We start from the raw sequence: 25,389 nt of genomic DNA on the forward strand, positions 1-25,389 counted from the left end.
ATACAAAAACAGTCAGCGGTTGACGCTGACTGTTTGTTTATTCTACTGCTTCTTTCATTTTCGCTGGACTAGTTTGCTGCTCTGCATCTTTTGGCGGAACAGCACGCTTTACAAATGCTGCGAGAACAAGTGCAACGATGACAATTCCAACAGAAATAAGGAAAGCATCATTAATTCCTTCAAGCATTGCTTGCATTCCCAGCTGCTCCTTCATAGTAGCAATTGCTTCGGGGGTTGGCTGAGTGGTTGTATTACTCATTTCTTGCATTGCTTTAGCAGCCAGTTCCTCACCATGCGTTTTTGTACGTTGTGACATGAATGTAATCATAACTGCAGAACCAATCGCCCCAGAAACTTGAGACAATGTATTATTTAAAGCAGTCCCATGTGGATTCATTCGAGACGGTAATTCATTTAAACCATTTGTCATAATCGGCATCATAACCATAGACATTCCAAACATACGCAAGGAATAGATAAGAACAAGTGTAGTTATCGTAGTGGTCATGGATAATTGACTAAACATATATGTTGTAATGGCAGTCAATGTTAAACCAACTAAGGCAAGCGTCCTTGCTCCATATTTATCAAAAAGTCTTCCTGTAATAGGAGACATAATCCCCATAATAATCGCACCAGGCAATAATAAGAGACCAGAGTGGAATGGTGAAATGCCTCTTACGGTCTGAATATACATTGGCATTAACAACATGGCAGAGAATAGTGCAATGTTTACCACAACAGTAATTACTGCTGATAAGGAGAATAACGGATACTTAAAGATTCGGAACTCTAGCATTGGAGTAGTCATTTTTAATTGACGCAGAACAAAGAAAATAAGGGCTATCACACCAATAATTAAAGTTCCATAAACATGAATATTACTCCAGCCTTTTGTGCCGGCTGAACTGAATCCGTATAGTAATCCGCCGAAACCTAAGCTAGACAATATGACAGATAAAAGATCGATATGAATATCTACTTTTTCCTTTTTGTCTTTAATTTTAAAAATTGCTGATATTAACACAATGATAGCAATTGGTGAAACAACATAGAACAACATTCTCCATTCATAATGCTCTACAATATACCCTGATAATGTTGGGCCGATTGCTGGAGCAAAAGTCATGATAAGACCAAAAACACCCATAGCACTTCCACGTTTTTCAACTGGAAAGCTGGTAAGTAAGAAGTTCATTAAAACAGGCATCATAATGGATGAACCAGAAGCCTGTATCATTCTTGAAAGCAATAGTACTGGGAAAGAATGAGCCATGCCAGCCATTAATGTACCAATTGTAAAAAGGGACATTGCTATTATAAACAATCTTCTCGTTGAATATTTTTGAATTAAAAAGGCAGATGTTGGAATCATAATTCCATTTACAAGCATATATCCAGTTACCAGCCATTGGCCAACAGAAGGATCAATTTTGAAATCCGCACTAATAGATGGTAAAGCGATATTTAAAAGCGTTGAATTTAAAAATGCGACAAAGGCACCTGCCATTAAAATAACGATAATGCCATATGGCGGTTTTTTTTCATTCGATGTTGCATTTGTGTTCATTAAAACAATTCCTCCCTATGAACTTTACGTTCTTTTTATCCATTGGATCTAAGCTTAAATAATAATATACCTGTAGTATAAATAATGCAATAAAAATGTTTAGAATCCCTAAGTAAAAAATAATTTCTTATTAATTCCACTTTTTTTCTTTAGTAGAAACATTGCTATCACAATAATCCAACGATTCTTTTTTATTGGGATGATTGTAAATCTATTCTAAATGACCTACTATATAAATTGAACCGGTAGTCTAATTTTATATTCAAGGTGGTTAAATGAATAAACGTAAAAAGCAAGTAATGGATAAAGCACATGAATTATTTATTGAAAAGGGATTTCAGCAGACATCGATCCAAGACATATTAACTGCAAGTAAAATTTCAAAAGGTACATTTTATAATTACTTTTCCAGTAAAAATGAATTGTTAATTTCAATTTTTAAAAATATTTATACGGAATTGGAATGGCAAAGAAAACAATTACTAATGGGGCAAGACGAAACAGATAGCACCCTGTTTATCAAACAAATTGAAATGTTGATTCGAACAAATAACCAATATAAAATCATTTCTTTATTTGAAGAAATTCTTTTTACAAAGGATGAAGAATTAAAAAATTATATTAAAAATAGAAGAATACATGAGCTCAGCTGGATTTATAATCGGTTAGTTGATGTATGTGGTGCACAAAATAAAACGTATTTATTAGATTGTTCTATTATGTTAATGGGAATGATTCATTCTAGTATTTTTGTGCATTCATTAATCTATCAAGATCACGCAAATATACATCAAATTGTGCAATACTGTGTAAATCGGGTGCTTGATATGGTTAACCATCTATCTAAATCTAATGAAGTCCTTATAAAACCAGATACGCTTTATAATTGGATTGCCCTTCAATCCATGAGTGATGAGGATGTGGGAAAGAAGGAAATTCTTTGTATGATTTATGCGTTTAAAGCAGATTTAAAAAAAGATAAAGAATTGCTTTCTAGTCAAGAGAAAATAGAACAATTGTTAACATTTATCGAAGAAGAGATAGAGATCAAATACCCGAGGTATTTTTTAATGGAAAGTGCATTAATGTCTCTGATGCAAGAGGTAAAAGAGACACCATATGCTAAAAAGGTCCAAAAACTTAGAGATAGTATAAAAAAGGTATATTCCAAACGGAATCAATGACAGGGTAGAAGGAAAAGTCACAGCTTAAACGTTGACTTTTCCTTGGTTTATTCTGTTTTATAAATTGAAATTTTGTTTATTTTGCACAACCCGCCTTGTTTTTCCCCAATTTATGTCGCATGAAAAAAGTTGCTGATGCGATAATTAGGACAAATGCTAAGCTTACAAAAAAACCGATACGGACTTCTTTTTCAATAATGGTACCTGCGATAGCTGTGATAATAAGTAAAATCCCAAAGGAAGACTTTAGTTTATCCCATAGTTTTCCTTTAAGTATTTTAAAGGAAGAAAGAAGGATAAAAGTCCAGTTATATAGTAAAAGAATTCCAGCAGCTGTTGTAATATATTCGAATATTTTCCCGGGTAATAAAAGGGCAGCAACAACAGATGCAAAGAGCCCTATTCCTCCAAGAATAAAAGAAGGGAGAGGCAGCTCGTTAAACTTTTTAAGTTTTTTTTGGAAAATTCTCGGAGCGTCTCCATCCTTTGCTAAAGTTACTAATAGACTGGTTACACCGAATAAAGAAGCTGTCATGGTAGAGAATCCTGCAATAATGATAGCACCATTAAAAACATGTGGGAAAAAGGTTAAGTGATACTCCGATAACGCTGTTACGAAGGGACTTTCTTTTTCGGAAAATTGATCGAGCGGTGCTAATATTGTTGCTAATCCTAATGAAAGAACATAGATTATGACGAGAATGATGAGCATATTTGTACCTGCTTTTGGTGCATCCTTCTTATCTTTCAATTGCATTGCCATTAACCCAATAACCTCAATTCCTCCATATGCATAAAATGCAAATAGTAAAGAAATCCAAAAGCCTTTGTAGCCTTTAGGAAAAAGGTCGTCTATAGATTTAGGGACAGAAACAGCACCATTGCCTCCATGAATCCAACCGAAAACAGCAGCAGCAGCTAAACCAATAAACATTATAATGGCTGCTGTCTTAATAATAGCCAAATAATTTTCTACACGATCGAATCCTTTTGTTCCTAGAAAAACAACAAACAAAGAAAGAACAGCGTAAATACAAGCGAATACCCATAATGGGACTTTAGGAAACCAAAATTGAGATAACAGGGAGAGAGCGGTTAGTTGGCTTCCCATGATTAGAATGTTAGAAAACCAATAATTCCAGCCACAACTAAAGCCTGCCCATGGGCCAAATGCTTTATTTGCATAATAACAAAACGACCCTTCCTGTGGATCCTCCGCCGTCATTTTTGCCAATTGATTAAAAACAATATACGTACCAATCGCTGCTAAAATGAAGGTGAAAACAATGGATGGGCCTGTTTCCATTATTCCAAGGCTGGAACCAAGAAAATACCCTGTTCCAATCGTACAGCCCACACCAATTAATGATAACTGCCACCATTTAAGATTTTCTGATTTTGAATCTGCTTTTTTATTTGTCATTGTGTTCTCCTCTTTAAGTAATAATGAAGGAATTACAAAATAGATAGTGTAGCCTTTATTAGTATGTCAGCTTTTTCGGCAATTATTTGTATAACTAATAAACATTAAAAAATAGATTAAACTATAGCAACTTTGTAATAAAAAAGAATAATATTTACTGATGAAATAATAGTGGAATGATGGTAACTTAGATACAGGGAGATATTATTTTAGAGGAGAAAAAATGATTAGATTTGACAATTATTTATTTGTTTTATTATTGAATGTCGTACCAATTTTTATTTATTTCTATTATTTTCATAAAATGAAAATTAAGAATACTCGTCTGTTTACAGCTTTTTATTGTTCAACGATATTAATTTTAGCCATGGCATTGTCATTAGAAATTGCTCCAGGACATATTTATGATTTAAGGACGATTCCATGGTTGGTCGCCTTTTTTTATGGGGGCTTACCGGCTGGGTTATTAACTACTATGGTTATGGCGATTTACCGATATATGATTGGATGTAATGAAGGGCTAATGATTACTATTATCATTGTTCTATTAACAGTGCCAGTCTTGTGCTATACGATAAAAATATACAAGCAGGCTAAAACATATGGAAAAAAAATAATGATTGCTTGTTCCACATCACTTATCCCAATAAGTATTGATGTAATTGCTACTTCATTTTTTACAAATAAACTAACTATTATGTTTGTGATTTACTTGTATTTATCACATCTTGTTACCCTTAGTATCGCAATTTATTTAATAGAATCACTTTCTTATCAAGAACGAAAGCAAGAGCAAATGCAACAAACTGAACGTATACGACTGATTGGCGAAATGGCTGCATCTGTAGCTCATGAAATACGTAATCCGTTAACAGTAGTAAAAGGGTATACACATTTATTAAAAGAAGATTCTAATATTACTGGGAAACAACAAGAAATGCTTTTACTTATATCTTCAGAATTGGTGAGAGCTGAAAAAATAATAAATGATTATTTATCACTTGCTCGACCAAATCAAGGGAAAAAAGAACAGATCGAGCTAGCGAAGATTATCAAAAAAGTAGAAGAACTGATGTATCCATATGCTCTTTTAAATAATGTGAAAATTTATAATCAAGTTCAAACAACTTGTATAATTGAAGCTGGGCATGATGAAATCTTGCAATTATTTATTAATATGATAAAGAATGCGATTGAAGCAATCGAAGACAAAGGGGAAGTGATTATTTCTGCAAAACTGTCAGAAAATCATTTAAGGATAAATATTAAGGATAATGGCAAAGGAATGTCGGAAGACGAACTTCAGAGACTCGGAACGCCTTTTTACTCAACAAAAACACAAGGAACGGGAGTTGGAATGATGGTATGTTTTAATATTATTCATCATTTGAATGGCAAAATTAAAATCAACAGTAAAATAAATAAGGGAACGACTTGCTCTGTAATTTTTCCACTTAACCATAAATAAGGAAAAAGGAAGGGGCAGAGATTAAGAACTGCCCCTTCCTTTTTTGTGAAAATAGTGGTAAACGATTACAGGTATTTGTAAGTAGTTTATAGAAGTTTAAAGGAGTAATGGGTACAGTTTGTCGACAGGAAGAGTTTTAATATCCTATTTAAACTTTCGATTATCAAGAGGGGGGTCTACAGATTAAATGAATAGTAACTTGTTTTTTTAGCATAATAGTTTATAGAGTAAAAAATAAGACAATTTTGATTAATAATTTATTTTGTTGGTTTTATGACTTTATTCTCTCTTTTCGTGATAAACATCACTTTTCTTGAAAAAAACTCTGTTTTTTTGTCAAACTTACATTTATTTTTGTTCAAAAAGTGGTATTATATTAGAGGAGTTTAATAATGGAGAGGTTGTACATCTTCTTTTAGTTTGTAGAAAAAGAGACTCAAAAAGTTTTGTACATACCTTCATTTATTCTAACTAGAGTTAGTAAAAATTATCTTTTTGCAAAGTTTTGTGCATAGAATCACAAAACATTTGTTAATAACATTTAAGCTAAGTGCTTATAGTAAAGGAGAATCAGTTATGTCAGAAACTACTGCGCAAACCAATGCTGAAAAACAACTGACTGCAACAAATCAAGACCTATTGGATCAGTTGCTAAAGCCTGAGGTACAAGAATCATTGACAACATTAATGGAGCAACTACCAAAGTTAACTGAAATGGTTAATGGTTTATCTAAAACTTATGATGTTGTTCAATCATTATCCCAAGATGAAGTATTTAAAAGTGATATCGTTGGGGCAACAACGGAAATGTTCGAACCAGTTATTCATTCTGTTAAAGGAATGGCATCCGCTGCTATCGAAGCAAAAGATCGTGCAGATGCAAGCAATGAAACAATTGGTGTATTCGGTTTAATGAAAATGTTAAAAGACCCACAAGCACAAAAGATGTTCCGTTTTTTACAGAGCTATCTTCAAATCATGTCAGAACGCAATAATAAATAATCTTTCAAGTAGTCTTCCTTTAGTCAGTAATGGCGTTAATAAAAGAATTTATTTATGTGAAAACTGACAGGGGAGCCTGCCAATACTTTTAAATGTAATAAGGACGGGGGATTTACTATGTCAAAACATATTGTTATTTTAGGTGCTGGATACGGTGGCCTGTTAGCAGCTTTAAATGTTCGTAAATTTTACAGTAAAGCGGAAGCTACAGTAACCGTTATTAATAAATATCCAACACATCAAATCATTACTGAATTGCATCGCTTAGCAGCAGGTAATGTTTCTGAAAAAGCTGTTGCTATGCCACTAGAAAAATTATTTAAAGGCAAAGACATCGACTTAAAAATTGCTGCTGTTGATTCTTTCAATGTAGATACAAAAGAAGTTGCTTTAGGCGATGGAACTAAATTATCTTATGATGCATTAGTAGTAGCGCTAGGAAGTGTAACAGCATACTTCGGTATCCCTGGTCTTGAAGAGAACAGTATGGTTCTTAAATCAGCAGATGATGCAAACAAAATCTACAATCATGTAGAAGAGCGTATTCGTGAATATGCTAAATCAAGAAAACAAGAAGATGCAACAATATTAATTGGTGGTGGCGGACTAACAGGTGTAGAACTTGTTGGTGAACTTGCTGATATCTTACCAGGATTAACAAGAAAATATGGCGTTGATTTCCGCGATATTAAATTACTATTAGTAGAAGCTGGTCCGAAAATTCTTCCTGTTTTACCAGAAGACTTAATCGAACGTGCTACTAAGAGTTTGGAAAACCGTGGTGTTACTTTCTTAACAGGCTTACCAGTAACAAATGTGTCTGGCAATGTAATTGATTTAAAAGATGGTCAACAAATTGTTGCTAATACATTTGTATGGACTGGCGGCGTACAAGGAAATCCACTTGTTGGAGTTTCTGGATTAGAAGTAAATCGTGGTCGTGCAACTGTAAATGATTTCCTACAATCTACTTCACACCCTGATGTATTTGTAGCTGGTGATAGTGCTGTTTACTTCCCTGCTGATGGGGATGGTCGTCCAGCACCACCAACTGCTCAAATTGCTTGGCAAATGGGAGAATTAATTGGATATAATCTATATGCTTACCTTGAAAATAAAGCATTAGATACATTTAACCCAATTAATTCTGGTACACTTGCAAGTCTTGGTAGAAAAGATGGTGTAGCAATCGTTGGAGGCAGCTCGACTCCATTAAAAGGATTACCTGCTTCCTTAATGAAAGAAGCAAGTAATATTCGTTACTTATCACATATTAAAGGGCTATTCAGCTTAGCTTACTAATAATAAAGAAGAAAAAGATGAGAGACAGTGTATTAGCCCTGTCCTCATCTTTTTTATTTGTATCCACTTGAGAATGGACTATTCCTCTTATTGTCACAACTATCTCTGTTATTTATGTCATTTTCTTAATAGAATTGTAAGGATATAAAGGATAATTTTCGTTCTTTTTCACAAACTATTATTATCTTTGAAAAAGGGGTAATTGTCTGTTTTTCTTGATTCTCTATCATACTAATTAGTGATAGAGGAAGGAAGATATTGACGATACAAAGGGAGTAGTCTAAAAATATGAAGCGCTGTTTATTATGTATATCTATTGTATCCATCTTGTTTTTAGCTGGTTGTTGGGATCATTCGGAATTAAATCAAAATTCGATTGTAACGGGGATAGCAATAGATAAGGGGAAAGAACATAAATACAAACTTTCGATAGAGAGTACTTCTGCTGCTGAATTAAATCCAAGAACTGCTCAAGGTTTAGCCCCTGCGATTGTCTACTCGATAGAAGGAGATACGGTAGGGGAGATTACCCATAAGTTTAATACAGCAATATCAACCCATTTAGTTTTTTCACATACGAGATTGCTTATTATCGGGGAGGATATTGCCAGAGAGGGTATTCTAAGTTTTATGGATTATTTTGATAGGGACAGAGAGATAAGAGATGACTTTAATATAGTTGTAGCAAGGGATACAGAGGCAGTAGATTTTTTGCGAATAACGAATGATTATCAAAAAGTTTCTTCATTGAAAATATTTCCCCAAATAGACAATATGTTAAAGGAATGGGGAGGAACTCCAGGCATTAAATTAAATGATTTTATCCGTACCTATTCATCACCTGGACAAGTTCCTGTTTTGTCCGCTATGAAAATTGACGGGGAAAAAGAAAAAGGGTGGAACCTTGATAACATTAAAACAACAGTACCAGGGGCGATGGCAAAAATTGATTCATTGGCAATTTTTAAAAATGGAAAGCTGCAAGGATATTTGGATTTAAATGATACAAGGATGTTAGTGTGGATTCAAAGTAAGTTGGAACAGACCTCCTTGAGCATCCCCTATGAGAAGAACAAATTTTTCGGCTTGCGTGTTATGCATTCTAAGACAAAGATTAAAGCTAGACAAGTGAATGGCCGACCTCAATTTGATATATTTATTAAAGCTGAATCCATTCTAGATGGCTCTGAGAAAGGGATAAAAGCTGCAAAAGCAAATGCGTTTGAAGATTTTGAAAACAAAACAAACCGTTATCTTGAAAAAGAATTTAGTAAGTTGATTGAAAAAATGCAAAAAGAATATGTCGCAGATATATTTGGATTGGGAGAAATATTTAGAGATCAAGATTACAAGCATTTTAAACAATATGAAGATAATTGGGATACAGGTTTTAAAGATGCGAAGATTAATGTGCACGTAAATGTAGAAATAAAAAGGAGTGGATTTCGAAACAATAGCAATAATATAAAATAAGCAAATGGCTTATTTATAGAAAAAGTTGTTCAGGGAGTCGACTTAAGAAACGTTTTAGTCACAATTAGGATATTTGTCAACGTTCTGAAGGTGATTTTTTTGTATTTTTAGAAAGAGGAATTATTTAAAAAAGTAGAAAATAGGATTATTATAATAAAGAGAAATAAGCAATACTTCACAAAAAGGGGAGAGTTAAAAGTGAATATATCTGAATTAATTACAGGGAGAAGAACAGTAAAAAAATTCAAAACGAAAGATGTAGAGAATTCTATTATTTTGGAATGGCTTCAACAGGCAAAATTTGCACCGAATCATAAAATGACAGAACCATGGAGAATTCTTTTTGTTGGAGAGAAAACCCGAGCAGAACTAAAACATAAAACAAATTTTGGCGGAGCTTCTAAGGTTATTGCTGTTTTATCGCATAAAGGAAGAAACCAAATCGAAAGGGATGAAAATTTAGCAGCAGTTTCCTGTTTTATCCAAAATTTTATGCTGCAAGCATGGGATGCGGGAGTAGGTACGTTTTGGAGTTCTGTCGGATCTTCGGCTTTAGGAAGAAAATCGTTAGGAGTAAGCGAGGACTATGAAGTGGTCGGAGTACTTGCTATTGGCTACCCGGAAGAAATTATGGAACCAAAAGCACGCACGTCTATCGAGGAGAAAATTACCTATTTAGATTAAAACGTGATCTATTAATTTTCGATAAGCGAATAAAAGGCCAAACAATCATACGAATCTGTTTGGCCTTATTTTTGGTCGGACATCTCTGTTCCAGCCATTTTTTTATGTTGCTTTCAGCTAGGAAAATAGAAATAGAGAGAAATAATTTTTTCTGATAAAATGGATAGAATCCTCTTATTGCGGAAATTTCTTTAAGTATATATAATAACGTGGTATATATCGAAAAAGGATATATTTTAAGGCGTATGGCATTTAGGAGGACTGTAAATGAAAAAATTGCTTTTACTTGCAACCGGCGGGACAATTGCCTCAATAGAAGGAAATGAAGGACTTGTTCCTGGTTTGTCTGCAGAAGATCTCCTTCAATATTTTAAGAATGATATTTTAGAAGTTGATGTAACTTGTGAAATCATTATGAATAGAGATAGTACTAATATGCAGCCGGAACATTGGGTTATGATGGCTGAGACCATTGCTGAGCGGTATCATGAATTTGATGGTTTTATTATTACACATGGTACAGATACATTAGCGTATACATCAGCAGCACTTTCTTATATGCTTCAAGGTCTCGAAAAACCTGTTGTAATCACTGGATCACAAGTCCCGATTAGTTTTAAACAAACAGACGCTAAGAAAAATGTTATAGATAGCATTCGCTTTGCGAAAGAAGAGATAGGCGGAGTTTTTGTCGTTTTTGATGGACGTGTTATTATCGGTACAAGAGCAATGAAAATGCGAACAAAGAGCTATGATGCATTTGCTAGTATCAATCATCCATATGTAGCGACGATCGAAAAAGATCAAATTCACTTTTTATGGAAGCCTGACAAGACGACAACTGATTTGCTGTTGAATACAAGCATATGTCCTGATGTTTTTTTATTAAAATTGCACCCAGGTACAAAGCCGGAGATATTTAATTTTATTAAACAGCATTATAAAGGGGTCATTATTGAAAGCTTTGGTAATGGGGGCTTACCTTTTGAGGAAAGAAATCTATTACCAAAGATTGAAGAAATGGTAGAGGAAGGAATTGCTGTTGTTATCACAACTCAATGCTTGGAAGAAGGACAAGACCTCCTACTATATGAAGTAGGAAGAAAAGTGGCGCAATACAATATTATATTATCCGCAGATATGAATACAGAAGCAATTGTGGCAAAATTAATGTGGGTATTAGGAAATGAAGCATCATTAAATGAAATAAAAAATCGCATGGAGAGCCAAATAGCTTATGATTTATCAGTTGATTGGGAAGGGGAAAGATCCAACTACTGAGTGATGAAGCTTCCAATCTATCTTTTTGGTGATAGATTGGAAGCTTTTTTCATTCAGTTTTTGGAGAAATACGGTCTCAATTTCAAGTAGTCCATGATGCCTATTTTTGTTTTTTGTGGTCTTATCTAAATCTTCATGACTATTTATTTCTAGTTAATAATGTTACTATTGGATTAGGTGTGCTAGGTGTATTTGGTATTGGGATGAAACTTTAAACCTAATAAATAAGGGTGTAATAAAAAAACGTGACTATAGGATTATATACTAGTAGAATAATAGATAATATCATAGGTACTAAAGAATATATAATAGGGGTAATAGAGTTTAGTAGTAACAAGATGATAGATTCAAGAATAACCAAATAATGAACTAAGCAAATAGATCTAGGAGGTATGTAGTGGTGAAAAAAGTAGTTGTACCTGGAATATTTCTAGCAGCATTATCTTCCCCACTTTTTATGGATGAGGCTCACGCAGCTTCCGTTACGAAGTATGTAGAAGTGAATAAAGGATCGGTATTGAATGTAAGAGTCGGTCCATCAATCAGTACAAGTGTGGTAACCACTTTAAAGGCAGGAGAAAAAGTTAGTGTCCTTTCGGAAACGAATGGCTGGTCAAAAGTGGATGTGGATGGAAAGATTGGATATGTATCATCAAGTTATTTGACAACAAAGCAAGAGAGCTTCGTAAAATATGTTTCTATTGATCCGTCTTCTACTTTAAATGTAAGAGAGTCAGCTTCGACAAAAGCAAATATAGTAACAAAGCTTAAAAACAATACAAAAGTCGAAGTTATTTCAGAGTCCAATGGCTGGGCAAAAATTAAAGTAAATGGAATAAATGGATATGTATCATCTCAATACATAAAAGCTGTACAATCAGAGGAAAAGAAAACAACGAATAGTTCAAACAAGCAACAAAAAGTGACTAAATACGTTAATGTTGATACTGGTTCCAGTTTAAATTTAAGAAACAGTCCGTCCAATTCAGCTTCCATTATTGTAAAATTGGCTAAAGATGTACCTGTAACGGTTTATTCAGAATCCAATGGCTGGTCGAAAGTAGAAGCGTATGGAAAACAAGGATATGTAGCAACACAATATCTAGCAGAGAAAAAGGGAACTTCAAGTACAGAGAAGAAAGATGAAACTAAAACAAGCGCTAGTAAAGAGGCAACGGCAAAAACAACGGCGAAATATGTCAATGTTGAAAAAAAATCTTCCCTTAATGTTAGAAAGGAAGCGAGTACGAATAGTTCCATCTTAACAAAACTTTCTAGAGGAACAGAGGTAAAAGTTCTGTCGAGTGCAAATGGATGGGATAAAGTAACTGTATCTGGAAAAACAGGCTATGTAAGTAGTAGTTATCTATCGGAGAAAAAAATTACAGAAGCAACAACTAATAATAATAAAGCAACTGAAAAGAACAGCGGTAATACACCAACATTAGTAAGTAAGAAAGTCAATGTTCAGGCGGGTTCTAATTTAAATGTAAGATCTACTGCATCAACAAGCGGATCGATCAAAGGAAAGCTTTCAGCGGGTACGGTGGTAACAGTACTATCCGAGAAAAACGGCTGGTCCAAAATTAAAACGAGTAAAGCAGAAGGCTATGTAAGCAGCGAATACTTAACAAGCATATCTACTCCAGATAAAGGAACAGACAAGAACGAAGCGAAACAGCCAGAAAAAACACCAACTGGAAAAGAAATGAAAGTCAACGTTCAGGCGGGTTCTAATTTAAATGTAAGATCTACTGCATCAACAAGCGGATCGATCAAAGGAAAGCTTTCAGCGGGTACGGTGGTAACGGTACTATCCGAAAAAAACGGCTGGTCCAAAATTAAAACGAGTAAAGTAGAAGGCTATGTAAGTAGCGAATACTTAACAAGTATATCTACTCCAAATAAAGGAACAGACAAGAACGAAGCGAAACAGCCAGAAAAAACACCAACTGGAATCGAAAAAATTGTAAATGTTCAAGCAGGTTCTAGTTTGAATTTGCGATCCACACCATCAACAAGTGGGAAGATTCTTAGTAAGCTCCCAGCAGGTACCGTGGTTATTGTACAAGCGGAGGGAAATGGTTGGTCTAAAGTAAAAGTTAATAATTTAGAAGGCTATGTCAGCACAGAATATCTATCTACCAAAGGCAATGGATCAGCTAATGCAACGATTAATAAAAATTATGTGAATTATAATCTCACACTAGAAGAAATGACAAATATTCAATTAAGTGTGAATCCACAAACAGATAAAAAATATGACACATATATAAGAGAAGATGCGATTGCTTTTAAAACAGCAGATTCAACAAAGGGTACTGTAATCGGAAATGGCTGGAGATTACGCGGAGGTGCTGGAACCGATTATTCTGTTGTCAGTACCTTGACTAGTGGCCAAGTATTAACGATTACTTCTAAAATCAAAGGAACAGATGGTTACTACTGGTATAAAGTGAATTATTCACAATCATGGGTTACTGCTAGTAAGGAAGACACTGCTTACTACCTTAATCCAGACAATTTTATTAATAGTGATACACAATCACTGCAATTTCTAAAATTATCTGCAAAAGCAAACGTAGATGATAAAGAAGTAGATAGTAAGATTTTAGCTGGAAAAGGAATTTTAGCTGGAAAAGCTTCTGCCTTTGTAACTGCCGCTAATGCTTATGGAATTAATGAAATTTACTTGATATCACATGCACTTTTAGAGACTGGAAATGGAACGTCCACTTTAGCAAATGGTGTCAAGGTTAACGGTAAAACTGTGTATAACATGTATGGTATTGGTGCCTATGATGGATCTGCCATTTCAAGCGGTGCACAATATGCTTATAATGCAGGATGGTTTACGCCAGAGGCAGCCATTATAGGTGGTGCCAAATTTATTGCCCAAGGTTATGTTAATGCTGGACAAGATACTTTATATAAAATGAGATGGAATCCTGATGCAGCTGAGAAAACTGGAAATGCAACGCATCAATATGCTTCCGATATAGGCTGGGCTACTAAACAAGTGGGCCAAATTTATAACTTATATAATCTGTTAAGTTCCTATACATTAAACTATGAGATTCCAACTTATAAAGTAAATACAAAGTAAAAATAAACGGTTTCATTGTTTTATAAATGGAAATAGATAGCTACATTTTCCATTTGTAAACATTAGAAGGTAAATCATTAGTCTAGTTAATGGTGTTTGGAAAGAGTGTTTGTAATCTTTCCAAACACTACCCAGATGCATTTATGACCATTCCGCAACTTTATTACTTTCAGGGATTAAATATAATTATAAGAACTGTCTTTTTGAAAAAAATTGATTCGATAATCTTTTTGCAGCAATTGTTACTTTCCTAACTTACCCATTCCCCTAAGTAATCGTTATAATTCTATCCATTTTAAAAATTCCTCGCTTCAAAATAACTGAAAGAAGAAGTATTTATTTGTTTTCTTTTCTAACAAGTAATAGGATAAAAACACAAACTAAAGTTTTCCTTCTGCAATCTATCATTTCTTCTCAGTAATAGAAGAAGATGAACGTTACATAGAATGAAAGTGAACGTAATACAGAACAATTTTAATACGATTATGGTTGAAGAACCATATGTAGAAACTACTATCTATTCTCGTGAGTTTCCAATATGAAGGCGTGTTTTACTCTTTTTTATGAAGAATTTGGGATTCGAAATGGGGAAATAGATGGATCTATAGTATTTAATAAGCAGTGTATGAAAGTGAGTTAGGGAATTTATGATTAGTAAGGTAAATAAAAAGATGAGAGAATATACCCAATAAAAGAAACACTTAACGTTAGTAATACAGAAAAACGTTAAGTGTTTTCATGTTTGAGGCTTGATAATGAAATACAATAAAGCGAATGTACATTATACCCATTCCTGATTCTATCGCTCTTGAATAGAACTATCGATAGAATAGGGAGAAAAGTCGATATCTGATTCAGAATGAAGAAGAAATTTAGCAAGCTGTTGCCCAATAAATGGTCCCATTGTCAGGCCAGATGCACCTAAGCCGTTAGCAAGGGTTAGCCCTTCATAATGCTTTACTTTTCCGAATACTGGAAGGAAATCGTTTGTGAATGGGCGGAAACCTACTTTTACTTCACTCCATATGCCTTCTGATATGCCTGGTGCAAACAGTAGAGCTTTATCAATTATTTCTTTTATTCCTTCAATTGTAACATCGGGAGATAATTCGGTTGTATTTTCATGTGTTGCCCCAATTACAATCGTATTATTTTCTAAAGTTAATAAGTACTGGTCATGTGGTGGCATCACTACAGGCCAGTTGGAACATTGAATGTCCTTTAATTGGATATGAAGTATTTGTCCCTTTTGTGCTTTTACGTCAAAAGCTAAGTTTAGTGGCTCAAGCAATTCATTTGCCCAAACACCAGCAGCGATAACTACTTCATCTGCATAAATAGATGTGTTGTCACGAAGGGTAACCCCTTTAATTGCATGCCCCTCTTTCAACAGGGTACAAGATGAATGGATAAACCTTGCTCCTAATTGTTTGCTTGCCTCCATGAGGGCGTTTCGTAATGACCAGCCATTTACTCTTGCTGCACCACTTATATGCAATGCCCCATATCCAGGAGCTAATAAAGGGAATAGAGACTGAGCTTCTGAAGATGAAAGAATGTCAATATCTCCAATTTCTGGTGCATCTATTTTTCGTTTTAACGTTCTTTCTTTCATAGCTTCCAATTTAGTAATGTCTGAATGCAGACTAAGCGCACCAACTTTTTTATAGCCTGTATTTAGCTGACGATAGTTTTGTAAGTCATTTACAAGAGTGGGATAGTATTTTGCCCCTTCTCTAGCTAATAGATACCATTTTTTGTTTCTACGTTGGGAATTCCAAGGGCAAATAATTCCGGCAGCTGCTTTTGTAGCTTGTCCACGATCTTCCCTATCGATGACAATAACTTCAGCCCCGCGCTTTGCTAATTCAAAAGCAGTAGCAGCGCCAAGTATTCCGCCGCCCACGACCACTATTCTTTTCATATAATTATCAATTCCTTTTTTAGTTAGTTTCAAGCTGATTTCAAATGATTTTCTGTTTTAAACACAAGTTGGATTAGACAGATACTTTTCTATTTACAATTTCATCAAAAGTAAAAATTGGATAGATTAAATCCTGATTTAAGACAAAATAATATCAGTTTAAAAGAGTGCAATATTTCTGTAGAACCGCAGCTAAAATAAACAGCTATTACTAATATAACATAGTGCAAATATAGTTTGAATTCATCCTTTTGAGGCGGTTGTTCCATACAGTTAGATGTATTATTTAAACTAAAAAGATAATAAGTCTGTAGTCTGGTAATGTGTTGTCTAGTGTTTTGGAAATGGAGAGTAGGGCGAGAAACGTTAGAAAATGTCGATATCATGCGACAAAATACTACTATTAAGAACGACTTAGTACAATATGTTAATTATTAAATCTGCATTTTAATAGGGATTTAATGGAAGTGTATAGGGAAAAAGTTTGGAAAAAATGTGAACAAAGATAGAAAAAAGACATTTGAAACACAATTGTAATATTCCTATTACTTAAATGACAAATTATGATGTTATACTTCTATTTGTGGCGAAAGATGTTTTATATAAAGAACTTTCGTCGAAAGCGGGATTATCGTTTGATTTATAGAAGAGAGAATACTATATTAAAAGAGTCTCTCTACCAATTACAACCATAAACATATAGACAATACATAGACAATTAGATTATAAGAATTCTACATTAGATAAGTGCAGGGGGAAAATGGAAATGTTAAAAAAGAAACTAGTGGTACTAAATACAACGATATTACTTGGGTTAGGGACTAGCCTAGCTGTACCAGGAATAAATGCTCATGCGAATCAATCACCTAGCATTGTTCAACAAAAGGAATCTTTACAAGGCCAAATTTCAGACGCTCAAATTAAGATTGTAGAAACGCAAGAAGAATTAAAGAAACTAGAAGCACAAATTAAAAGAGTGGATAAGGCAATCGAGGAAAATAAAGCACTTATTGAAGAAACAAAAACAAAGATGGAAACAACAGAAAAAGAAATTGCAACCCTTGAGAAAAAGATAAAAGAATTAGAAGATAGAATTGAAAAAAGAAATGATGTATTAAAAGAAAGAGCACGTACCTTCCAAGAAAATGGAGGAAACGTTGATTATATTGAAGTCTTATTCGGTGCAGCTAGCTTTAAGGAGTTTGTTGACCGTGTAGGTGCTGTAGCTACAATCATGGAAGCAGATCAAGATTTAATCGCAAGCAATGAAGCGGATAAAAAAGATTTAGAAACGAAGCAAAACGAAGTAAAAGAAAAGTATGATGAATTGAAAAATACAAAATTAGATCTTGAAGAAATGCAAAAGCAAAATCAAGATAAAAAGAAGAAAAATGAGCAAGCAAAAAATGATTTAAAAGCAAAAGAAGCAGACAATAAAGAACGTAAAGCTAAATTGGAAGAAAAGTATGGTTCATTACAATCTGTAGAACCACAAATTAAAAAGATGATCCAACAAAAAGAACAAGAAAACTTAAATCAATTAGTTGCTACAACAGTTGGAACTAGTGATAATGGAAGTTCTAATAATTCTTCTTCCGCAAGTTCTAATAAATCTAAAACAAGTTCTGACAAAACTACATCAGGCTCAAAGAAAACAGTAAAAGCAAGTGGTAGTAAATCAAAAGCTATTACAGCAGGATATAAATATATTGGTAATTCTACTTATAAATTTGGTGGAGGAAGAACAGCATCTGATGTAGCAAACGGATTATTTGATTGCTCTGGTTTTGTTAGCTGGGCTTATTCACAGGCTGGATATAGTATTCCTGCAAGTACAGATGCTTTGAAAAACGCTGGAACTCGCGTATCTACAAGTGATATGCAGCCAGGCGATCTAGTATTCTTTAACACATATAAAACGGATGGTCATGTTGGAATCTACATTGGTGGAGGCAAGTTCATCGGTTCTCAAAGCTCTACTGGTGTTGCAATAGCATCTATGGACAGTGGATATTGGAAAACTGTATTTAATGGAAGAGTTGTTCGATTCTAATATTTTAGTTTTTATAAAGCATTACTTGATGAAATTTCATCAAGTAATGCTTTTTATTCTGATTCATTATATTTAATATATACCCCAGTATTTAAAATTTATGCATCATATCATAATTTTATTATGAATATTAGCAGAATAATAATAAGGCTGATTAATCATTGGAATCCTTATAATAATGGGGGAAATCGGGTATATAAGAAGTAATTCTTGACCAATAAACAATTTTATTATAAAATTTTTAATCGGAATCGTTTGGATTTATATTGACACTCAACAAGGAAAAGTCTATTATTAAGTGTCATGTATTATAGAAGGAAAGAAATGAAAACTGTTTATCTAGTGTTTAAATTATAATTTTTTCTATTTGAACAAATATTTTAGCCTTTAAATCGTAATGAGTACGAAATGACTGTTTTTGCATGAAACATTCCGAGAATGAAATATATCAATAAATCAAGAATAGATTGCCACAAATCGCAAAAGTTATTAAAGCTAGATAAATGAAGAAATAACAAATAAGTGCTTTGATAAAAATATTTCAAAAAAACTAACCTATCTTTATTTAAAACAGAATTTAAAGAGAAACGATTATAGAGGCGTTATGGATAAGGAAGATTATAAATAAACAAATGGAGAGGAGTAATTACTATATGAAACTAGCGACAGTATCAAAAATTACATTTGGTTATGAACATGTTCCTGCTCTTGAGGATGTATCATTTGAATTAGAATATGGGGAGTTTGTTGGGATTACAGGACCTAATGGCGCAAGTAAATCTACCTTATTAAAGTTATTATTGGGTCTACTAAAGCCATGGTCAGGAGAAGTGAATATAAGTAAGTTAAATGCGAGTGGAAAAAAATTAACAGTAGGTTATGTTCCTCAACAAATTTCTTCTTTTAATGTTGGCTTCCCAAGTACTGTAATAGAACTTGTTCGATCAGGCAGATATCAACGTAAGAAATGGTATGAAAGATTAAAGGAAGTAGATCATGAAGCAGTCAAGAAATCATTAGAAATGGTTGGAATGTGGGATTATCGAAATAAGAAAATTGGAGAGTTATCAGGAGGACAAAAGCAAAAGATTGTAATTGCACGTATTCTAGCGTCTGAACCTGATTTGCTGGTTTTAGATGAACCGACTACAGGAATGGATGCAGATAGCAGGAAAGGCTTTTATGAATTTATGAAGCATCAAGTAAATGAGCATAATAGAACAGTTGTTATGGTAACACATGATCAAGATGAAGTAGAAGATTATTTAGATAAAATTATTCATATTGAGAAAGGAGAAAAAGGCGGATGGAGATGTTTGAGCTTGAATTCATGCAAAGAGCATTTTGGGCAGGTGGGCTCATTGCAATAATTGCACCAATCATTGGAATTTATTTAGTCCTGCGGAGACAAGCATTGATGGCAGATACATTGTCACATATATCATTAGCAGGTGTGGCAATTGGTTTTTTCTTTCAAACGAATGTAACAATTTCTAGTCTCCTCGTTGTAATGGCTGGAGCAATTGGAATTGAATATATGCGACGAGCATATCATACTTATTCAGAAGTATCGATTGCCATTCTAATGGCTGCTGGATTATCGTTCGCTTTATTTCTCATGAGTTTATCTAGTGGCGGAATGACGACAAGCATGGATCAGTATTTATTCGGAAGTATTATTACGATTAGCAAACAGCAAGTAAATATATTAGCAATTGTTACTGGAATTATTCTTCTATTTTTTGTTTTCTTTACGCGACAGATGTATATTATGACTTTTGATCAAGATACGGCAACAACTAGCGGCATTAATACCAATATGTTATCCATAGCATTTAGTATTTTAACTGGTATCGCTATTTCAGTAATTATCCCAACAATCGGCGTGCTATTGGTTTCTGCTTTGTTAGTATTACCATCTGCCTTTTCCATCAAATTAGTAAAAGGCTTTAAATGGGTATTTATCGTGGCTATTTTAGTAGCAGCTGTTAGTATCTTTACAGGATTGTTTTCATCTTATCATTTAGGAACGCCTCCTGGTGCAACCATTACTCTATTATTAGTAGTTATTTTGCTAGTAGGCTTTTTAAGTCAAAGGATTTATATGATGGTTCGCCGTGCGACAAGTCAGAAGAATTATAAAAAGGTTGGATGATAAAAAGAGGAGTGCTTTTTAAGCGAACTCCTCTTTTTATATTTAGGATTAATAACCTTTTTGGTAATCCACAACATTAATTGCTAGATCTTTTTCTTTTAAATAATGCTTTGCATTAAGAAGGAAAATGTCTTCTATTACTCTGCTATTGTAATGTTCTGTAGAGCCCGAAGTGTGGGGAGTTATAATAACATTTTCCAAATCCCATAGTGGACTTGTCTGCTGCAATGGTTCATTTTCAAAAACATCTAAGCCCGCACCTAAAATTTCTCCGTTTTTTAAAGCGATGACCAAATCATCCTCTTTGACTATTTCTCCACGTCCAATGTTAATAAAAAAGGCGGAGTTTTTCATGTGTTGAAATTGCTCTTTTTGGAATAGTTGATATGTATCGTCTGTTAACGGCAGTGTGACTACTACATAATCACAGAGAGGAAGGACGTCGTTTAGCTCTTCAGATGTATATAACGCATCTACATAATCGGTTGGCTTACGTGAATTTCTTACTCCGATAACATGCATATCAAATGCCTTGGCAATTTTAGCTGTTTCTAGCCCAATTGCTCCTAAACCGATAATACCGATCGTTTTTTTGTGTGCTTCCAATTTAATGTCGGTTCCATCCCATTTTCTTTCAAGCTGATTTCGTACATATGTATGAATATTTCTTGTTAGACCAAGTAGGAGCGCAAAAATTGTTTCTGAAATAGGGTAGCCATGTACGCCATTTGCACTTGTAATAACGATATTCTTTTTTCTTAACTGTTCTAAAGGAAGGGAATTCACACCTGCACTCCAAGTTTGAATCCATTTGAGCTGGTCGTTGTCCATAATAGTTTTTAAATCAAAACTACTTCTCCAACCAAGAATGATTTCAGAATCAATCAAATGCTTTTGCCAATCATCTTGTTTTAATGCTTGAATGATTTCCCATTCAGAAAATGTGGACTGTATCTTTTTCAGAAGGGAAGAATGGAGAGAATGGGTAAGTAATAATTTTCTTTTTTTCATTTTGGAGAACACTCCTTTATTTTTAAAATTTATTATTCTATTGTAACAAATATATTGATAATTTGTACTATTTTGTTATTTACTACAATAAACACACATCAAAGAATGCTGATGTGTGTTTATTTGAAATATACTTTTTTTTCTAGGCAATCTTTCTTCTTAGAAATCCACTTATTATATCAATTATGGTTACCATGACAATAATCCCTAATAGGATGATACCAACTCGATCCCAATCTCTTGTACTGAGTGCGAAAATAAGTGGTGTTCCAATCCCTCCTGCACCGATAACACCTAAAATGGCAGCAGAACGAATATTTATCTCAAATCGATATAAGGTATAGGATAAAAAACCAGGTAGAACCTGCGGCAATACTGCAAACCATAAGACTTGCAATCTTGTACCACCGGCTGCTAGCAAGCTCTCTGTTGGTCCCATATCTAGATTTTCAATTTCTTCTGAAAATAATTTTCCTAACATCCCTATGGAATGTAGCCCTAATGCTAGTATTCCAGCAAATGATCCAGGACCAACTGCTTTAATAAATAAAATAGCCATGATAATTTCAGGAAATGTCCGTACGAAACTTAATACAAACTTCCCTGTGCTCGCGATTGTTTTTCCTTTGCTCATATTATTAGCAGCCCAGAATGCAAAGGGAATACAAAGAAATGCTGATATAAAGGTACCTAATATGGCAATTGCTAATGTATCAAGCAGACCACGTAATAAATCCTCGCCATCTGGCAAATATACATATTCCCAATCTGGATGAAAAATGCCTGTGAAGATGGCCTGAGAAATCTGTGCTGAACTATCCTTAATGGAAGTAACCGGTATATCAGAAAAAGCCCATATATATATAAGGATTAACAAGACGAATAGGGTAATATTTCTAAAAGATTTCTTTTTTGGCTTTGTGATTGTTTTTATTGTTTCACTCATAACAGTTTCTCCCGTAGTTTTGTACTACAATAATCGATAATTAAAACAACTAGTAAAGTAAGAATGATAATAGAAGAAGCTCTATCATATTGTAAAAAATTAAGTGTGCGATCATAATATTCACCAATTCCACCGGCACCAACTAATCCTAGTATTGCTGCTGCACGTACATTTACCTCAAATGTATATAATACATAGGAAGTAAAAGAAGCAGTAACCTGAGGAACAATACCAAAAAAAATCCATTGTATTTTGTTAGCACCTACAGCAGTCATTCCTTCTAGGGGGCCAGAATCAATAGATTCAATCGCTTCATATAAAAGCTTTGCGATCAACCCAATAGAGAAAATAATTAGTGCGATAATTCCTGGCAATGATCCAATCCCGAATATAGCAACAAAGATGGAAGCAAGTAATAGGTCCGGAATAGTTCTAATCAAATTTAAGATCATTCGAAATGGATAAAAAATAAATGCGGAGCGTACAATATTACTAGCGCAAAAAATAGCAAGAGGAATGGCTATTATAGCGCCAAAAGTAGTTCCGATTACGGCCATTCGTATTGTCACTAATAATGGTTCCATAATTTTTTGGAAATATTTCCAATCTGGTGGAACCATTTGTAAGAGTACATCAAATATATTGGGAAAGCCTTGAATTAATTCGGTAAGGCTCGCATCTGTTTTATAAGCGCTCCACCATAATAAAACAAGAAGAAGCAAGATGGTTAGTATCAATTTGTTTTTCGCTGGAGGAGTGGGCCTATTTAATAAGGGTTGTTTTATTGCTTTCTCATTCATATCGATTCCCCTAGTAATTCATCTTTTTTTATTTCACGTCCATATATTATTTTAAACACTTCATCGGTCGCCTCTTCTACGGGGCCGTCAAATACTACCTCACCTGCACGAAGACCAATAATTCGTGTCGCATATTGCCGAGCAAGGTCAATGAAGTGCAAATTGACGATGGTTGTAATACCATCTTCTACATTAATTCGTTTCAAATCATCCATAACTTGTTTAGTAGTTAAAGGATCAAGAGAAGCTACTGGCTCGTCTGCTAAGATGATTTCTGCTTCTTGTGCTAATGCGCGTGCAATTGAAACACGCTGCTGCTGGCCTCCAGAGAGTTCATCTGCACGCGAATATACCTTTTCCAATATATTGACTCGATCTAATGCCAGAAGACAAAGATCTATATCCTGTTTCGGGAAAAAGCCTAGAATAGTTCTTAAGGTACCGTGATAACCAACCCGGCCGGATAGTACATTGCGAAGAACAGTTGAACGCTTGATAAGATTAAAATTTTGAAAAATCATTCCGATATTTCTACGTATTTTTCTTAATTCAGAACCCTTCGCTGCGGTAATAGATTGACCATTAATGACAATATTTCCTGCGCTTATTTCATGAAGCCGGTTAATGGAGCGGAGGAAAGTAGATTTTCCTGCGCCAGAAAGACCAACAATGACAACAAATTCTCCTTTGTTAATCGTAATATTAATGTCATTTAATCCTTTAGTTCCATTTGGATAAATTTTAGTTACTTTTTTAAACTCTATCAATTTTTTACCAACTTTCTAATAAAAATTGAAAAAGAAATCAGATTTATATAGAGAGACTTCTTTTTTCTAGTAAAAGTCGGAATAAAGATATAATAATCCGACACTTACTAGAAAAAAGTCAACCATTTAAAATTTAAATGGTTGGCAAAAAATATTATTCTGCTACTTTTTCGTTATATTCACGGACGATATCAAATTTACTATCATCTGATACGACATATCCTTCATGTGTATAGATATCTCGAATGATTTGATGTCCTTCCTCACTTTTTCCTATTGCAATGAAAGCTTCTTGAAGTTTCTTTCTCCATTTATCACTCATATCAGAGCGAACAGAGATTGTGTCATTTGGAATATCTTCTGTATACTCAAGTACTTTTGTATCTTCAAAAACAGTTGGGTAATCTGCTTTCACAATATTACGAGCATCTTGGAAGATGACAGCCGCATCAACATCACCATTTAATAGAGCAATAACGGCTTGGTCATGTCCTTTGACCGTAACTGTTTCAACATCTCCAGGAACATTAATATCATTTTCCATTAGTTTACCAACAGGCCAAACATAACCAGCAGATGAGGTAACATCTTGCGTTGCGATTTTTTTCCCTTTTAAATCAGCTACTGTTTTAATATCAGAATCTGCCTTCACAATAAAAAGGCTTTTATAAAAATCTACTAATTCATCATTTTCACTGCCATCGTCGTTAATTCCAAAGCGTTGTGCTTGCAGAATAACATCAGCAGAACCTTTATCATGGGCAAGGACATATGCTGTAGGAGGTAAAAAACCAACATCAATTTTCTGTGAATCCATTGCTTCGATAATCGTGTTATAGTTAGTAGAAACACTCACTTTAACAGGTATCCCTAGCTCTTTAGATAGTAAACCTTCCAACGGTTTAGCTTTTGCTTCTAAAGTATCTGCATTAGAAGATGGCACGAATTGTACTGTTAATTCCTTTGGGTCATATCCATCTGTATTGCTTGTAGTTTTTTCTTCCGATCCACAAGCTGATAGTATCCCTGCAGTTAAAGCAAGGGAAAGTCCGAGCGTAGCAAATTTTTTTAACATTTTTAGACCTCCGAAGTTATTAATGTGTTACTTGTAAAAATATATAATAGATTTGTCATAATTAAAGTGGGAATAATGTTAAGAATTGCAAATTTATTGTAAAGAAGTACTAAAAAACTTTTAATAGGTTTAAGAAAAAGAGAGTTAGAGGAGAAAGAAAAGAAA

19 protein-coding genes are annotated in these 25,389 nt (G+C 34.1%); 11 read left to right on the forward strand and 8 right to left on the reverse strand.

Annotated elements, in window-relative coordinates; genetic code table 11:
• Positions 1 to 37: 37 nt before the first annotated feature.
• Positions 38 to 1,570 carry a DHA2 family efflux MFS transporter permease subunit gene (locus NX902_RS08595; protein ID WP_095333094.1) on the reverse strand — a complete coding sequence of 511 codons (1,533 nt, stop codon included), beginning with the start codon at positions 1,568 to 1,570 and terminating at the stop codon, positions 38 to 40.
• 275 nt (positions 1,571 to 1,845) lie between these two features.
• Here NX902_RS08595 and NX902_RS08600 point away from each other — a divergent pair, with 275 nt between their 5' ends.
• Positions 1,846 to 2,754 carry a TetR/AcrR family transcriptional regulator gene (locus NX902_RS08600; protein ID WP_163188219.1) on the forward strand — a complete coding sequence of 303 codons (909 nt, stop codon included), beginning with the start codon at positions 1,846 to 1,848 and terminating at the stop codon, positions 2,752 to 2,754.
• A 76-nt stretch (positions 2,755 to 2,830) separates the two neighbouring features.
• On the opposite strand, the gene NX902_RS08605 is transcribed toward NX902_RS08600, so the two are convergent.
• The gene (locus tag NX902_RS08605; RefSeq protein ID WP_095333090.1) at positions 2,831 to 4,177 is read right to left on the reverse strand and encodes an amino acid permease; all 1,347 of its coding nucleotides are present in this window, start codon (positions 4,175 to 4,177) and stop codon (positions 2,831 to 2,833) included.
• A 223-nt stretch (positions 4,178 to 4,400) separates the two neighbouring features.
• On the opposite strand from NX902_RS08605, the gene NX902_RS08610 reads away from it, so the two are divergent.
• The 7 genes from NX902_RS08610 (at position 4,401) to NX902_RS08640 (ending at position 14,493) form a co-directional block, all read left to right on the forward strand.
• Complete coding sequence (locus NX902_RS08610; protein WP_341122758.1) at positions 4,401 to 5,645, forward strand: ATP-binding protein; 1,245 nt, start codon at positions 4,401 to 4,403, stop codon at positions 5,643 to 5,645.
• A gap of 576 nt (positions 5,646 to 6,221) precedes the next feature.
• Positions 6,222 to 6,647, forward strand: coding sequence for a DUF1641 domain-containing protein (locus NX902_RS08615; RefSeq protein WP_095333086.1), 426 nt, complete (start codon positions 6,222 to 6,224; stop codon positions 6,645 to 6,647).
• Between the two features lie 117 nt (positions 6,648 to 6,764).
• Positions 6,765 to 7,949: an NAD(P)/FAD-dependent oxidoreductase gene (locus NX902_RS08620; RefSeq protein ID WP_095333084.1), complete on the forward strand. Its 1,185-nt coding sequence runs from the start codon at positions 6,765 to 6,767 to the stop codon at positions 7,947 to 7,949.
• Positions 7,950 to 8,237: 288 nt separating this feature from the next.
• Complete coding sequence (locus NX902_RS08625) at positions 8,238 to 9,422, forward strand: Ger(x)C family spore germination protein (protein WP_163188215.1); 1,185 nt, start codon at positions 8,238 to 8,240, stop codon at positions 9,420 to 9,422.
• A 198-nt stretch (positions 9,423 to 9,620) separates the two neighbouring features.
• Positions 9,621 to 10,106 carry a nitroreductase family protein gene (locus NX902_RS08630; RefSeq protein ID WP_163188213.1) on the forward strand — a complete coding sequence of 162 codons (486 nt, stop codon included), beginning with the start codon at positions 9,621 to 9,623 and terminating at the stop codon, positions 10,104 to 10,106.
• A 267-nt stretch (positions 10,107 to 10,373) separates the two neighbouring features.
• The gene (locus NX902_RS08635; protein WP_095333076.1) at positions 10,374 to 11,387 is read left to right on the forward strand and encodes an asparaginase; all 1,014 of its coding nucleotides are present in this window, start codon (positions 10,374 to 10,376) and stop codon (positions 11,385 to 11,387) included.
• A gap of 400 nt (positions 11,388 to 11,787) precedes the next feature.
• Positions 11,788 to 14,493 carry an SH3 domain-containing protein gene (locus NX902_RS08640; RefSeq protein ID WP_341160686.1) on the forward strand — a complete coding sequence of 902 codons (2,706 nt, stop codon included), beginning with the start codon at positions 11,788 to 11,790 and terminating at the stop codon, positions 14,491 to 14,493.
• A gap of 799 nt (positions 14,494 to 15,292) precedes the next feature.
• Here the strand turns inward: NX902_RS08640 and NX902_RS08645 are convergent.
• Entirely contained in the window at positions 15,293 to 16,417 is a 1,125-nt protein-coding gene (locus NX902_RS08645) for an NAD(P)/FAD-dependent oxidoreductase (RefSeq protein ID WP_163188208.1), read from the reverse strand.
• Positions 16,418 to 17,183: 766 nt separating this feature from the next.
• Between NX902_RS08645 and NX902_RS08650 the strand changes: the two genes are divergently transcribed.
• From NX902_RS08650 to NX902_RS08660, 3 genes are all read left to right on the forward strand, one after another.
• Complete coding sequence (locus NX902_RS08650; RefSeq protein ID WP_163188206.1) at positions 17,184 to 18,470, forward strand: C40 family peptidase; 1,287 nt, start codon at positions 17,184 to 17,186, stop codon at positions 18,468 to 18,470.
• Between the two features lie 653 nt (positions 18,471 to 19,123).
• A complete protein-coding gene (locus NX902_RS08655) occupies positions 19,124 to 19,840 on the forward strand; it encodes a metal ABC transporter ATP-binding protein (protein WP_047942923.1) in 717 nt (238 codons plus the stop codon).
• A complete protein-coding gene (locus tag NX902_RS08660) occupies positions 19,777 to 20,625 on the forward strand; it encodes a metal ABC transporter permease (protein WP_163188204.1) in 849 nt (282 codons plus the stop codon). Before NX902_RS08655 ends, NX902_RS08660 begins: the two co-directional genes overlap by 64 nt.
• Positions 20,626 to 20,673: 48 nt before the next feature.
• On the opposite strand, the gene NX902_RS08665 is transcribed toward NX902_RS08660, so the two are convergent.
• The 5 genes from NX902_RS08665 to NX902_RS08685 form a co-directional block, all read right to left on the reverse strand.
• Complete coding sequence (locus tag NX902_RS08665) at positions 20,674 to 21,636, reverse strand: D-2-hydroxyacid dehydrogenase (RefSeq protein ID WP_163188201.1); 963 nt, start codon at positions 21,634 to 21,636, stop codon at positions 20,674 to 20,676.
• A gap of 142 nt (positions 21,637 to 21,778) precedes the next feature.
• Positions 21,779 to 22,582, reverse strand: a complete 804-nt coding sequence (phnE, locus tag NX902_RS08670) for a phosphonate ABC transporter, permease protein PhnE (protein WP_095328986.1) — start codon at positions 22,580 to 22,582, stop codon at positions 21,779 to 21,781.
• Entirely contained in the window at positions 22,579 to 23,382 is an 804-nt protein-coding gene (gene phnE, locus NX902_RS08675) for a phosphonate ABC transporter, permease protein PhnE (RefSeq protein WP_095328987.1), read from the reverse strand. The genes phnE (NX902_RS08670) and phnE (NX902_RS08675) overlap by 4 nt, the downstream gene beginning before the upstream one ends.
• A complete protein-coding gene (phnC, locus tag NX902_RS08680) occupies positions 23,379 to 24,149 on the reverse strand; it encodes a phosphonate ABC transporter ATP-binding protein (protein ID WP_095328988.1) in 771 nt (256 codons plus the stop codon). Before phnC ends, phnE (NX902_RS08675) begins: the two co-directional genes overlap by 4 nt.
• Before the next feature lie 154 nt (positions 24,150 to 24,303).
• Positions 24,304 to 25,224: a phosphate/phosphite/phosphonate ABC transporter substrate-binding protein gene (locus tag NX902_RS08685; protein ID WP_123257381.1), complete on the reverse strand. Its 921-nt coding sequence runs from the start codon at positions 25,222 to 25,224 to the stop codon at positions 24,304 to 24,306.
• Positions 25,225 to 25,389 lie beyond the last annotated feature (165 nt).

It is taken from the genome of Niallia sp. FSL W8-0954 (assembly GCF_038005605.1).
GTDB lineage: Bacteria > Bacillota > Bacilli > Bacillales > Cytobacillaceae > Niallia > Niallia circulans_A.